13 protein-coding genes are annotated in these 13,015 nt (G+C 69.8%); 6 read left to right on the top strand and 7 right to left on the bottom strand.

What is annotated here, in order from left to right:
- Positions 1-195: 195 nt before the first annotated feature.
- Entirely contained in the window at positions 196-1,128 is a 933-nt protein-coding gene (locus RV986_RS48985; RefSeq protein ID WP_475923569.1) for a hypothetical protein, read from the bottom strand.
- 723 nt (positions 1,129-1,851) lie between these two features.
- On the opposite strand from RV986_RS48985, the gene RV986_RS48980 reads away from it, so the two are divergent.
- A complete protein-coding gene (locus RV986_RS48980) occupies positions 1,852-2,520 on the top strand; it encodes a TetR/AcrR family transcriptional regulator (RefSeq protein ID WP_475924690.1) in 669 nt (222 codons plus the stop codon).
- Between the two features lie 269 nt (positions 2,521-2,789).
- On the top strand, positions 2,790-3,215 hold the full coding sequence (locus tag RV986_RS48975; protein WP_475923568.1) for a Zn-ribbon domain-containing OB-fold protein: 426 nt from the start codon (positions 2,790-2,792) through the stop codon (positions 3,213-3,215).
- Positions 3,216-3,278: 63 nt separating this feature from the next.
- Here the strand turns inward: RV986_RS48975 and RV986_RS48970 are convergent, their stop codons facing one another.
- Both RV986_RS48970 and RV986_RS48965 read right to left on the bottom strand, forming a co-directional pair.
- On the bottom strand, positions 3,279-4,088 hold the full coding sequence (locus RV986_RS48970; protein WP_475923567.1) for a pectate lyase: 810 nt from the start codon (positions 4,086-4,088) through the stop codon (positions 3,279-3,281).
- Positions 4,089-4,118: 30 nt separating this feature from the next.
- Entirely contained in the window at positions 4,119-5,099 is a 981-nt protein-coding gene (locus tag RV986_RS48965; protein ID WP_475923566.1) for a pectate lyase family protein, read from the bottom strand.
- Between the two features lie 877 nt (positions 5,100-5,976).
- On the opposite strand from RV986_RS48965, the gene RV986_RS48960 reads away from it, so the two are divergent.
- Positions 5,977-6,663 carry a hypothetical protein gene (locus tag RV986_RS48960; RefSeq protein ID WP_475923565.1) on the top strand — a complete coding sequence of 229 codons (687 nt, stop codon included), beginning with the start codon at positions 5,977-5,979 and terminating at the stop codon, positions 6,661-6,663.
- 91 nt (positions 6,664-6,754) lie between these two features.
- Here RV986_RS48960 and RV986_RS48955 read toward each other — a convergent pair whose 3' ends face one another.
- Both RV986_RS48955 and RV986_RS48950 read right to left on the bottom strand, forming a co-directional pair.
- Entirely contained in the window at positions 6,755-7,141 is a 387-nt protein-coding gene (locus tag RV986_RS48955; protein ID WP_475923564.1) for a PPOX class F420-dependent oxidoreductase, read from the bottom strand.
- A gap of 67 nt (positions 7,142-7,208) precedes the next feature.
- A complete protein-coding gene (locus RV986_RS48950) occupies positions 7,209-7,850 on the bottom strand; it encodes an HAD family acid phosphatase (RefSeq protein ID WP_475923563.1) in 642 nt (213 codons plus the stop codon).
- Positions 7,851-8,080: 230 nt separating this feature from the next.
- On the opposite strand from RV986_RS48950, the gene RV986_RS48945 reads away from it, so the two are divergent.
- Positions 8,081-9,427 (top strand): NAD(P)/FAD-dependent oxidoreductase, encoded by a 1,347-nt coding sequence (locus tag RV986_RS48945; protein WP_475923562.1) that lies wholly within the window; start codon positions 8,081-8,083, stop codon positions 9,425-9,427.
- Here RV986_RS48945 and RV986_RS48940 read toward each other — a convergent pair whose 3' ends face one another.
- Entirely contained in the window at positions 9,428-10,186 is a 759-nt protein-coding gene (locus RV986_RS48940) for a type 1 glutamine amidotransferase domain-containing protein (RefSeq protein ID WP_475923561.1), read from the bottom strand.
- A 137-nt stretch (positions 10,187-10,323) separates the two neighbouring features.
- Between RV986_RS48940 and RV986_RS48935 the strand changes: the two genes are divergently transcribed.
- Together RV986_RS48935 and RV986_RS48930 are read left to right on the top strand one after the other, a co-directional pair.
- Positions 10,324-11,163, top strand: a complete 840-nt coding sequence (locus tag RV986_RS48935; protein WP_475923560.1) for an SAM-dependent methyltransferase — start codon at positions 10,324-10,326, stop codon at positions 11,161-11,163.
- Positions 11,164-11,280: 117 nt separating this feature from the next.
- A complete protein-coding gene (locus RV986_RS48930; RefSeq protein ID WP_475923559.1) occupies positions 11,281-12,669 on the top strand; it encodes a S1 family peptidase in 1,389 nt (462 codons plus the stop codon).
- A gap of 144 nt (positions 12,670-12,813) precedes the next feature.
- On the opposite strand, the gene RV986_RS48925 is transcribed toward RV986_RS48930, so the two are convergent.
- Positions 12,814-13,002, bottom strand: a complete 189-nt coding sequence (locus tag RV986_RS48925) for a hypothetical protein (protein ID WP_475923558.1) — start codon at positions 13,000-13,002, stop codon at positions 12,814-12,816.
- Between the last annotated feature and the right edge of the window lie 13 nt (positions 13,003-13,015).

The following is a 13,015-nucleotide window of genomic DNA, read 5'->3' as shown; positions in this document are numbered from 1 at the left end:
GGCGCGGGATCGGGCAGGAGTGCCCGTACGCCGTCGACGGTCTCCTGTCAGGGGCGCACTCTGTTCATGTCCGTGAGCTCGCTTCAGCAATCTGAATCAACGCAATGGGCCGACGCAACGGGCCCCGGCACTCACACGTACTCGGTGAGTGCCGGGGCCCGTCGAAGGGTCATCGAGGTCCGATGACGCCTGGGGTCAGGAGCTGGTGCGCGTCGAGCGTCGACGGCGGGTGACGACGGTGATCGCGCCACCGGCCACGAGAAGGGCCGCGGCGCCGGCGGCGACCGGCAGCGTGTTGCCGCCGCCCGTCTCCGCGAGGCCGCCGGGCGGGGTCGACTGACCGCCGTTCGGCGTGGGAGCCGGCGGCGTGGTCGACTCGGACGCCGACGGGGTGGCCGGGGTCGTCTCCGGGGTCGACGGCTCGGCAGGCGTCGGGCTGCCGGGGGTCTCCGCGGGCGGCGTGGAGGCGGGCGGAGTCGTGGCCGGAGGCGTCGTCCCGGGCGTGCTCGGCGGCTGCGCAGTGCAGTCGTTCTTGCCGCCGTTCCAGGCCGCGATCAGCTTGTCCTTGATGACCGGACGGTCCGGCCCCTTGGGCAGGTCACCGTGCTCGAAGCCGTCGTTGGCGTCGAACTTGCCGTCGAACTTCACGGCACCGCGGTAGAGGTCGATCTGCGCGTAGCAGCCGACGTCGGGCACCGCGATGTCGAGGGAGTCGGTCGCGCCCGGCTGGACCTTGACGCTGTCGAAGTCGTGGAAGACCTGCTCGCCGGAGGTCCCGAAGTTGGCGCCGTGGGCGCGGTACGCCGCGAGGGAGGCGGTGCAGGAGCCGGCGTCGCCGGCCGCGCGGACCTTGATGTGCACCTTGCCGTCGTCGGTGGGCTTGAGGTTCTGGTCGTCGACGCGGACCGAGTCGTAGAAGTTCGTCCCGTCCAGGGAGAACTCGCAGCGATCCGCCGCGGTCACCGTACCGGCGCCCTTGCCGGGCTTGTAGGCACCGTTGTTGCTGTCCCAGCCGTCGCCGCCGGGAGTACCCGTGGCCCAGGCGCTGGTCGTGGCCGCGGAGAGGGCGAGGGCCGCCACGCCCGTCCCCAGCAGGCAGCGAAGGCTGACACGTCTCGCTATGGACATGCAGATCCCATCTTGATGAACAAGACCCGGTCGTCGGCGGCAGGGCAGCGCTGAGCAGCCGGGGGCCGCACCGGGGATGAGTGGTCGAAGAAACACTGGGCCCATTGGTCACTTGGGCCACAGCTCGACCACATCGTCGATCACTGCGGAGGGGCTGTCAACTGCGGTGAATTCACGGCTGCTTCACGGGCCGTCACATTTCACCCACAACAGGAACAAGCCATTCCACCGCGTTGCGACGGGACACGCCACGTTCACCGGGCGGTCGGCAACCGCGCCTCGGCGGGCGGGGCGCCGCCGCCGATCCAGCACGTCGCACGGGCCGGTCACCGAGCAAGCCGGCGAGCGGTTGCAGACGCCGCTCGACCGCGCCGCTCCCCGCCGACCGGCGCAATCCCGCCAGGGTCGGGGCCATGAAGAAGGCCGGCATGGACGTCGCCGACCGGCAGCCGAAGGCACTGACACCGAGGCGGTCCATGCCTCCACCCCTGACATCATCAGGGGCTGCGCCGACGCGTGCCCGGTCTTCCCCGGAAGGCACCGCCTCGACCGGGCGCTCGACGACCCGGCGGGACGCATGTCCCACCACACCCCGCCGAGGCACTCAGTTCCCTCGATCATCTGCACTGAGTGCCATCAGTACCGCGCGATGCTAGGTTCCCGTCCATGAGCGAGGCACTCCGGCACAGCGACACCGCCGACACAACGACGGTGAAACCGCCCATGCGGGACGCACTGGTCGCGGCGGCCTTCCAGCTCTTTCTGGAGCGCGGGTACGAACAGACCACCGTCGACGACATCGTGGCGCTCGCCGGGGTCGGCCGGCGGTCCTTCTTCCGTCACTTCCCGTCCAAGGAGGACGTGGTCTTCCCTGACCACGAGCGCTGCCTGACCGACATGACGGCGTTCCTGGCCGACAGCGCCGAGGAGGACGAACCGGTGCGGCGGGTCTGCGACGCCGCCCGGCTCGTACTGCGGATGTACGCCGAGAACCCGACCTTCTCCGTACAGCGCTACCGCCTGACCAAGAAGGTCCCCGGCCTGCGCGCGTACGAGCTGTCGGTCGTCTGGCGTTACGAGCGTGCCCTCGCGGCGTATCTGCGCGGGCGTTTCGCCGGCCGGCCGGACGGCACCCTGCAGGCCGACGTCATCGCCGCGGCGGTGGTCGCCGCGCACAACAACGCCCTGCGCTCCTGGCTGCGTTCGGACGGGCAGGACGACGCGGACGCCGCCGTGGACCACGCCCTCGGATACGTACAGGCCTCGTTCGGCGGCTCCCCCGGTGACGCACCGCCGGAGCCACAGGAGGACGTGGTCGTGGTCATCTCCCGGCGCGGGGCACCGATGTGGCGTGTGGTGCGGGAGATCGAGTCCACGCTCGGGCGGGAGTGAGACGGAGCCCGGACCGGGCCGATCCGGGGCCGAGACAGGCCGATCCGGGGCAGGCCGAAATCGGGAGAAGCCGAGGCCGGCGGAGGCCGAAGCCGGCCCGCGGCCGACAGAGTCCCGCAATTCCCGCCGGCCGACCGAGGCGTTGACACCCGCTCTGCCAATTGAGGGTACCGAGTGCCTTTACCCGTGGCACTCAGTGCCATATCCTGTGGCTCGTGCACGGCGACCCGGGCACATCGGACTCCGGCCGAGCGCAGGGAGATGACATCGTGTATCACCCAGGAATCGCCCTCCATCCGGGCATCGACCCCGCGACAGAGACACCCGGTACCGACCCCGCGCCGAACGGGACTTCGGCCGCGAACGCCCTTCTCTTCCAGCGGTGCCGTTGGTGCGGCACCGCGATGTACCACCGCCTCCTCTGCCCGGTCTGCGCGGGCAGCGACCTGCGGACCGAGGCGAGTGCGGGAACCGGCGTCGTACGCCATTCCACCGTCGTCCACCGCAACACCCCGGCGGCACGTAACGTCTGCCTCGTCGAGATGACGGAGGGATTCACCGTCCGCGGCCGGGTCATGGGACCGCCCTCCGACGTCCACAGCGGCGACCGGGTCCAGCTCAGCACCGCCCAGGACCCGGTGCGCCGCCAGCCGGTGTTCCAGCTCCTCGACGGCCCCTACCGGAGCTGGAGTTGACACGGGGCGACTGGAACGAACCGGTGCGCGCAGCCAGTTCGTCCAGTCGCCGGGAACGCATCCTCAGCTGTACGTGATGTCGGACGTCGCGTACTTGCAGTAGGTGCTGTCGGGGCCGGTTCCGTTCGTGGTCGGTTCCGCCCCCGTGTTGTTGCCGATGTACTTCTGGCAGGGGATGATCTTCTTGCCGGAGTCCCCTACGATCTTGATGCCCTTCAGGGTCGCACTGTCGCCGTAGTTGGTGTTGATGCCGACGAGCCGGCTTCCCTTGTAGGTGGCCTCAATCGTGTTGAGGTTGATCGTCCGCTTGAACTGGCCGCTCTTACAGTTGCCGCACGAGCGTACGAAGGTGCCGAAGTTCTGCACCGCGAAGTTCGAGACGTTCAGCGTTCCGGCGCCGTTGAACTGGAACACCTTGTCGCTGGCCTCCTTCGCGCCGCCGCCGGAGACGGTGTAGACGTTGGACGACGAGGAGCCGAGGAACGTCGCCGCGTCCTCGCCGACGTCCTCCCACCAGACGTTCTGCAGCGTGCAGCTGCCCAGGCAGTGGATGCCGTCCGCGGCGGGGGCGCCGATGATGACGTTCTTCAGGACGGTGCCGGCGGCCAGTTCCAGGATCGGTCCCTGGTCCTCGTCCTGGCTGTCGGAGCCCAGGTCGCCGGTGCCGTAGAGCCGCTTCATCGCGTAGTCCTTGGTACCGGAGACCGAGATGGTGGCGGAGACCGCCTGGCTGCCGTTGGCGGTCGGCCAGGTGGCGGCACTCGCCGGAGACAGGGCGCCCTCCGCCATGATCATGGCAGCCGAGAGGCCGAGTGCGGCCAGGGTGCCGGTCAGGGCGCGCCGACGGGCGCGCGGCCGTGCTGATGGAGTCATGTCCCGATTCCTTTTCTGCCCGTGGGGTGGTCAGAGCTTTCCGGCGCCCGCGCCGGACGTCACCGAGGCGACGACCGTGGAGGCGGGCTCGGCGGTGTAGCTGTAGGGCGGGGTGGTGAAGGTGCCCACCTGCGAGACCTCGGTGGCGGCTCCGCCCAGGTCGTTGCCGCGCAGGTTGGCGTAACCGTCGACGTCGCTGTCGCGGTTCGTCGTGACGGCGACCGTGGTGGTACGGAAGACGTTGTTCTCGACGAGCATCTGGGCGCCCATGCGGGAGTGCACGGCGGTGTCGGCCCCGACGACGTAGTTGTCGTAGAAGTGGCCGGTGCCGAAGCGCAGGCTGGGGATGCGCGAGTTGACGTTGTTGAACCAGTTGTGGTGGTACGTCACCCGCAGATGCCCGGTGTCCTCGCTCGCGTTGTTGTCGCTGTGACCGACGAGCGAGCCCTTGTAGTGGTCCTTGAAGGTGTTCCAGGACACGGTGACGCCGTCGGAGCCGTGGTTGATGTCGAGCAGACCGTCGTAGTAGTCCTTGTCGTGGTCGAGGTCGGACGAGAACGCGTTGTGGTCGATCCACACCTTCGTGGACGCCTGCACGGTGATGCCGTCGGCGGGCTTGAGCGGCTTGCTGATGTTCAGGTTGCGGACGACGACGTTGGTCACCTTCTTCAGCCGCAGCCCGCCGCCGGTGAATCCGGACGACGAACCCACGCCGAGAACTGTGGTGTTGGAGCCGATGTCGACCTGGCCGCTGAGCGTGATCAGGCCGTTCACACGCACCACCTTGGCGGTGTCGCCCGTGACAGCCGTCTTGAAGGCGTCGAGCGTCGAGACGGTGACGGCGGCGCCGCTCCCGCCACCGGTGGTCCCGGCACCGAAGCCGACCGGCGCGGTGTCGGCGGCCACGGCGGACGGCGGAAGGACGAGTGCGGTGGTCACGGCCAGCGCGGCCCCGGCGGCCGCGACCAGGGCGGGTCCGCGAGAGGGTGATCGTGGGGGGCGAGTACGCATGCGGGTGCGTCCCTTCGGGAGTGCCATAGGTCATATACACGAACGATGGACACCATGATGAACAGCGCGAAGCACACATGACACCCGCACGAAGACTCATCAGCTCCAGGGAGTGCGAACCTTCCCAGGTGGTGCGGCTCGGAGATCTGATGTCTCGTATACGAGATGCCACGCTCGGGTCACGCTACTGAACGGGAACGTAAGGGGTAAGCGCTTTCTAGTCAACGCTTCGCGCAGAACTCATCCGGTCAACTCCCCTGCCGCCCCCGGCCGCGTGCGCACCGCGAGGATGCCGCCCGCGATGGCCGGCACCCCGTGGCCGCCGTGACGGCCACGGGCCCCGTCGCTCCGGACTCGGCCAACTCGTGGTCCGAGGGACCACCCTGCGCACTCGGGCCGCCGTCCCCGGCGGCGTCTGTCGCCCGCGGACTCGCGTCGGCCGTGCTGCCGGGCCTCGTCGTCGCCTTGTCGCGAGTGAACAGCAGTGTCCCGAAACCGAGTTGGTCGTAGCCCCCGCTGTTGGGTCCGTAGTCGCCCCCGCCGCCCTCGGGGGCGGACCTCGCCGCGATGGCGGTGAGGTGCGGTGCCTCCAAGCCCCGGCGCTCGACGTAGTGGTTGGCGATCTGTCGCTGGAGGGCGGCAAGTGGCCGCAGGTCAGTCAGCCGGCGCGCGGGAACGGGTTGCCCAGTCCCGCGGACGTTCCGCCCGGCGGACTGCCTCGCGAACCGTCTCGCGGACTGTCTCGCGAACTGCCCAGGCATACGTTCCGCTTGTGAGCGTCGGGGCGTTTGCCGGATGCGTGAGCCGAGGGCCGTTAGCGTGCAGCTGCCACTGTTCATGTGAGTGTGCACCACGTGCACGAGGGGGGAACGTTTCCATGGGGAAGACACGCGTGCCCAGAGTGCTGGGCCGCCTGGCCTTCGCGTTGCTCGCGGGGGCCGTTCTCGTTCTGACCGGGCCGGGCGCCGCCCAGGCCACGGCCGTCGCCGAGATCCCGGCACCGACCGACGGCGGCATCTCGGCCACCGTCAGGTTCTACAAGCAGACGGTGCCGCAGCCCTACAACCCCGACCCCACCGCCTACTTCGGCGACCGCAAGTGCCTGGTCGTCTACCACGACTACGACCCGACTCCGGGCTGCGGCGGCTTCAAGCTCGACGTCGTCCTGCACAACGTACGCAACCAGCCCGGCTATCTGGCCGGGCTCAGCAGCGTGGGCGGCAGGTTCGCCGCGTACGCCGACACCGCGCGCACCTTCGGCTGTCTGCGTGCGGACGACTCCTTCGACCACGGGACGAGTTTCGTCGTCCGCACCACCCGTCAGCAGCTCCTGGACAACTACTTCTATCCGGACAGCAACTACATCCTGTCCTGGGACCGGGACCACGACTCGGACGAGGGTCCGAAGTTCTACATGAACTTCCCTCCCGTACAGGTGAGTTGCCCCGAGGGCATGACACCGACCCAGTACGGCCTCAAGGTCAGCGACATCACCGTCGGCATCGACGACCCGAATGTCTTCGGGACGACGACCTGGAGCACTCCGGGTCCGTTCTACGGATAGGTGCCGACAGGCACGGATCGGTACGGACACGGCGGACACGGCGGACAGCGACGTGCGAGGGCCCGGCCGGTGCCGGGCCCTCGCACGTTCTTCACTCGGTCAGGGAGATACGAATCCCCACCGTGCCGCTCTCGCCGCGTCGCAGGCGGCTGCCGAAGAGGCTGAGGCGGCCGACGATGCCGTACTTGCGGGCGAGCAGCCCGCGGTAGCGCGCGGTCCCCGCCGCGTCGAGGATCTCCGCCGTGGCGGGGACCTGGTCGCCGGTCGGTCTGCCGCGCACGTCGCACGGGCCCACCAGGACGTCGGCCCGGTTGCGGATCCGCTTCACCTTCCAGGAGTCCGCCCTGGACCAGGCGCCGAGCGCCGCACCGTCCCGGACCACCCACACGGGTGTCGCGACACCCGTGCCGTTCTTGCGGTAGCTCGTGATGAGCAGGTACTTGCCCGCACCGAGCGTCTCCAGCCGCATCTCGTCCATGCCGGGAGTCTAAGCAGTGCGGGCCCAAAGTCTCAGCAGTGCCGACCCGGAAATCCGGGCCGTCGGGTCAGGACAGCTGGCCGTCGTAGTCCGGCAGCTTGAAGGTGCGCTCGGCGTGGCCCCCGACGAGGTCGGAGTCGTTGTTGCCGACGTTGGCGATGATCGTGTAGCCCAGCGACTCGATCTCCGCGCGCTTGCTGGTCTTGTAGGCGCTGACCTGGTCGAACAGGTCGGGCAGGTCGCGCGTGTAGAGACCGGAGACCGGGTAGCCCACGGTCGTCAGGTTCCACTGCGTCAAGGCGGAGATGATGCCCGGACGGGCGCTGATGAAGAAGATGTCGACACCGCGGGAGCGCGCGTAGCGGGCGAGGTCGAGCGAGGGCTTGACCGCCGGGGTGGGCAGCTCGTACCAGGGGTGGAAGTCCGTTTCGAGCGTCGTGTTGTCGATGTCGAAGACGAGGGCCAGCTTCTGACCGGCGGTGTTCGCGGTGCGCTGCTCGACGTACGGCCGTGCCTGGTCGATGACGGCCTGGACATCGCTCTGCCAGGTGGCGTAGTCGACGGCGGCCGTCGTCGAGGCCGCCGCGCTCACCACCGTCTGGGCCGGAGCCGCGGCGGCGGCCCCCGCAGCGGTGACCGTCCCCCCGATGCCCAGCGCCACGACCGCCGAGACCACGCCGATGCGGCGCCCCACACCACGTCCTGTCATACCCGTCCCCTTTTAACGTAGGAGCGGCAAGGGTGCCTCGACCATCGCCGCGGCACAGATGATCGCGCGTATGGATGTACGAAAGAGGAAGACGGAGTTACTGATCGGTAGAGAATCTCGCAGCCGCCGTCCGCGCCGGTACGTGCGGTGGCAGACGGGGGCGTCACGTGTGAGCCTGGGCTCGCGGGTGGCGGGCCGCGATGCCGGACACACGGAGAGAGGCAGCTGGGATGGACGCACCGAACATCGTGATCGTCGGCGGCGGTTTCGCCGGCGTCGAGTGCGCGCGCGGGCTCGAACACGCACTCCAGCCGGGCGACGCCAGGATCACCCTGGTCAGCCCCACCGACTACCAGCTCTATCTGCCGCTGCTGCCGCACGTCGCCGCGGGTGTCCTCACCCCGCAGTCCGTGGCGCCCTCGCTGCGCCGGATCCTGCGCCGCACGGTGCTGATGCCGGGCGGAGTGGTCGGTGTGGATCCCGGCTCCAAGACATGCGTCGTCCGCAAGATCACCGGGGAACTCGCCGAGCTGCCGTACGACTACCTGCTCCTCACCCCGGGCAGCGTGACCCGCACCTTCGACATCCCCGGCCTCGTCGACGAGGCGCGGGGGATGAAGACGCTCGCCCAGGCCGTGTATCTGCGCGACCATGTGATCGCCCAACTCGACCTGGCGGCAGCCACGTCGGACGAGGAGGAGCGGGCGGCGCGGCTGCAGTTCGTGGTGGTCGGCGGGGGCTATGCGGGCACCGAGACCGCGGCCTGTCTGCAGCGCCTCACCACCGCCGCGTCGAAGCGCTACCACCCGCGCCTCGACCCCGACCTCATCAAGTGGCATCTGGTGGACGTGGCACCCAAGCTGCTCCCGGAGCTCGGCGACAAGCTGGGGGCGAGTGCGCTGCGGCTGCTGCGCAAGCGCGGGCTGCACATCTCCCTGGAGACGTCCGTCTCCTCCGTCACCGAGGACAAGGTCACCCTCACGGACGGCCGGGTGCTGCCCTCACGCACGCTGGTGTGGACGGCCGGTGTCGCGGCGAGCCCACTGGTCGATTCGCTGGGCGCGGAGACCGTACGCGGCCGGATCCTCACCGAGGCGAACTTCAAGGTGCCTGGCCTGGACGGGGTGTTCGCGCTGGGCGACGCGGCCGCCGTGCCCGACCTGGCCAAGGCCGACGGCTCCTACTGCGTGCCGACCGCCCAGCACGCCGCCCGGCAGGGCCGGCACGCGGCGAAGAACCTGGCGGCGCTGCTGCGCGGGCAGCCCACGACGGCGTACAAGCACAAGGACCTCGGCCTGGTCGTCGACCTCGGCGGCCACGACGCGGTGTCCAAGCCGCTCGGCATCGGCCTCAAGGGGATGTCCGCGCAGGTCGTGGCCCGTGGATACCACCTGTACGCGCTGCGCACCGGCGCGGCCCGGTTCCGTACGGGAGCCAACTGGTTCCTCAACGCGATCGCGGGCGACGACTTCGTGCGCACGGGTTTCCTCGCCGACCGCAAGGGAACTCTGCGGGACTTCGAGCAGGTCGAGGAGTATCTGACCCCGGAGCAGGTCGCCACCCGTTTCGGTGCGTAGTCAGCGTTCGGCGGTGCTCCCCAGGAGGGCGAGGTAGCGGCGGCCGAAGAGGTAGGCGTCGCCCGGCCAGCGGGCCGAGAGGTACGGGCCGTCCTGGACGACGAACGCGTGGGTGTCGTCGGCTGCGGTGCCGCGCCGGGTGAGCGTGCGGGGGCCGCGTGCGAACTGCTCGTCCGGGACGGCCAGCGCCGCCCTGACCTCGTCCTCGACGTACGCCGGGTAGGTGCGGTAGTAGCGGCCGAGGCGCCAGGCGGTGGTGAGGTACGCCGTGCGTTCCATGTACGTGGGCAGGCAGGTCGTCCGCCGGCCGGCCAGCACGCTGCGGCCGGTGGCAAGGTCCCGGGCGCGGGCGAGCACGAGGACGCCGTGGCAGATCGCGCCGACGGGCCGCTCCAGGGCCCAGAAGCGGGCGATCTGCCGTTGGAGCGGGGTGGAGCCGAGGTACTGCCGCATGCCGGGTGCGTGTCCGCCCGGCAGCAGCAGGCCGTCGTACTCCTCGACGTTCACCTCCGCCCAGGAGACGGTGGAGGTGAACTCCGGTGACTCGGTGAGCTGTCGGTAGAAGCGCCGGGGTTCCTCCGCGGCGCCCAGCTGTCCGAAAAGCACCCCCGTCAGCAGCCGCGGGTCCGCCGCGGGCCGGGTGCCCGCCCGCTCGGTGGCGAGCACGACCTCGTGTCCCGCGTCGGTGAGGATCCGCCAGGGTACGGCCACTTCCGTGACGTCGAAGTCGTGGTCGGGGACCGGCATCAGCACACGCATCCGCCCATCATGGCAGGTGGTGAAGTTACCACTGGTATCACCGGTGAAAGAGTGACAACTTCCCTTTCCGGATGGCCGGTTGGGCCCTACATTGCCGGTTGACACAACATCACAGAAAACGCTCAGGAGCTGATCCCGTGCCCGAGAACCCGGCAGCCTCCCAACTCCCTGCCGAGGGTCTGCTCAGCCGCATCGTCACCACGCGCCCGCACACGGCCCGGATCTGGAACTACTGGCTCGGCGGTGCCGACTACTACGAGGTCGACCGGGCAGCCGGAGAACAGATCCGCCAACTGCACCCGGGCATCGGCGACTACGCCCGGGCGGACCGGCTGTTCCTCGGACGCGCCGTGCGCCATCTGGTCACGGAGTGCGGGATCCGTCAGTTTCTGGACATCGGGACCGGTCTGCCGACCGCGGACAACACCCACGAGGTGGCGCAGCGGCTCGCCCCGGACGCCCGGATCGTGTACGTCGACAACGACCCGCTCGTCATGGCGCACGCCCGTGCCCTCCTCACCAGCACCCCCGAGGGCCGGACCGACCACCTCGACGAGGATCTCCGCAATGTGGACGCCATCCTCGAACGCGCCGCCAGGACACTGGACTTGAGCGAGCCGGTCGGATTGATGCTGCTCGGCGTCGTCATCTTCGTCGGCGACGACGCGGAGGCGTACGACGTCGTGCGCCGGCTGCTGGACAGACTGCCCTCCGGAAGTCATCTGGTCCTCTCGCACACGATCACCGACCCGGCGATGCCGGACGTGGACGCCGCCGTCGCCTACTGGAACCAGCACGGCACGCCCCGGCTCACCCAGCGCACCCCCGAGGCGGTCGTCCGGTTCTTCGACGGTCTCGACCTTCTGGAGCCGGGTGTCGTCTCGTGTTCGCGCTGGCGGCCCGATGCCTCCGAGACCACGGACGGGGCCGAGCCGCCCGAAGTACCCATGCTCGGCGGGGTGGGCCGCAAACTCTGAACCGGAGAACGTGCGGACGGTGAACGCGGGGACACGGGCGCACGTATGGAAGACAGGGCTCACGACCGGAGCCCCGGCGGCGTTGACGCCGCACCGTACGGCTTCGGGAGCCCATGCATGAGGCACGCACGACGACGGATCGTCCGACGAGGGGCGCGACTCGCGGCCGTCGGCGGGGTCCTCTGCGGAGGGTTGATGGTCACGCACGCCATGGCGAGCGAGCCGTCCGCCACGTCGCGTGCCCCGCAAAGCGCCACACAGGCCGCCGCCTACAAGGCGGCGGGCCTGGTGTCGACCCTCGGCACCTCCCGTACGGCGGGCAGTTGGATCGCCGCCGACGGCCGCCCCGTCGTCGCGGTGACCGACTCGGCCACGGCGGCCGAGGTGAAGAAGGCGGGCGCCCGCCCCAAGGTCGTGAGCCACAGCATGCAGGAACTCAATTCCGTGGCGAAGGCGTTCAAGTCGGCGCCGCGGGTGGCGGGCACCGCCTGGGCCATGGACTACGTCAACAACGAGGTGGTGGTGCAGGCCGACAGCACGGTCTCCGCCACCGACTGGTCCCGGATGAAGAAGCTCGCCGAGAGCATGGGCAGTTCGGTCCGCATGGAGCGCACCCAAGGCACGTTCACCACGCGGCTGAACGCCGCCCTGCCGATGTTCTCGACCGGCGGGCGCTGTTCGGCGGGCTACAACGTGACCAACGGGCGCAACGAGTTCATCCTGACGGCCGGGCACTGCGGGCCGGCCGGCTCCGTCTGGTTCGGCGACAACCAGGGCAACAAGCAGCTGGGGCAGACGGTCACCACGGCGTTCCCCGGCAATGACTTCTCCCTCATCCAGTACAACAACGGCCAGAACGACACCGGGAACAACGTCGTCTCGATCGGGGGCAGCAAGGGCGTCCAGATCATCGGCGCCGCCGATGCGACGGTCGGCCAGCGGGTCTTCCGCAGCGGCAGCACCAGCGGACTCCACGACGGTCAGGTGAAGGGGCTCAACGCCACGGTGAACTACCCCGAGGGCACCGTGACCGGTCTGATCGAGACCAATGTGTGCGCCGAACCGGGCGACAGCGGCGGACCGCTGTTCTCCGAGGGCATCGCGCTCGGTGTGACCTCGGGGGGCAACGGGGACTGCACCTCGGGCGGTACGACGTTCTTCCAGCCGATCACCAAGGCGCTCACGGCACTCGGCGTGAAACTGACCGGACCGGGCGCGGCGGCCCAGGGTGCGGGCGGCGGCGCCGCCCAGTCCTCCCCCGCGCCGGCCTCGTCGCCCTCGCAGGGCGCGGCGATCGCACCGGGCTCCGCCGCGCCGGGCTCGGTCCAGGCGGTCGGGGCCGGTGAGTCCGAGTCGCTCCTCGCCCGCCTCACGAACCCGCAGAACATCGGCCCCGGCCTGCTGGTCATCGCCGGCAGCATCATCGCGCTGGTGGCCACCCGCTACATCCGGACGGAACAGGATCGCAACCGCTACCGGCGGCAGTACTCACAGAGTTGGGGCTGAGGCACGGGCGAGGCGGTCGGGAACGGAGGGACGGGACCGGGACTCCGAGAGGAGCTCCGGCCCCGTTCGTCAGGGGACCTGTTCGTCCCCCGTTCGTCGGAGGACATGCTCATCGTGGACTGCGGAGCGGGCTGCCGAGCGAGGTCACGCCGCCTGTGTGGGCGACTGGGGGGCGGCCTCCGCCCACTCCAGGACGAGCCGCTGGTACTCCCGCCGCTCCTCCATGCTCAGCGTCCCGCCGGCCCGGAACCAGAGGGCCCGGATCTCCTCGTTGACATCGGCGGCAGAGCGCGCGGAGTCGGTTTCAGGAGTGGTGGACATGGCGTGAAGCATACGGGGCCCGGCG

This window comes from Streptomyces sp. RLA012, from assembly GCF_056270325.1.
Note: the sequence above shows the minus strand (reverse complement) of the source record. Positions and strands in the feature narration are given on the sequence as shown.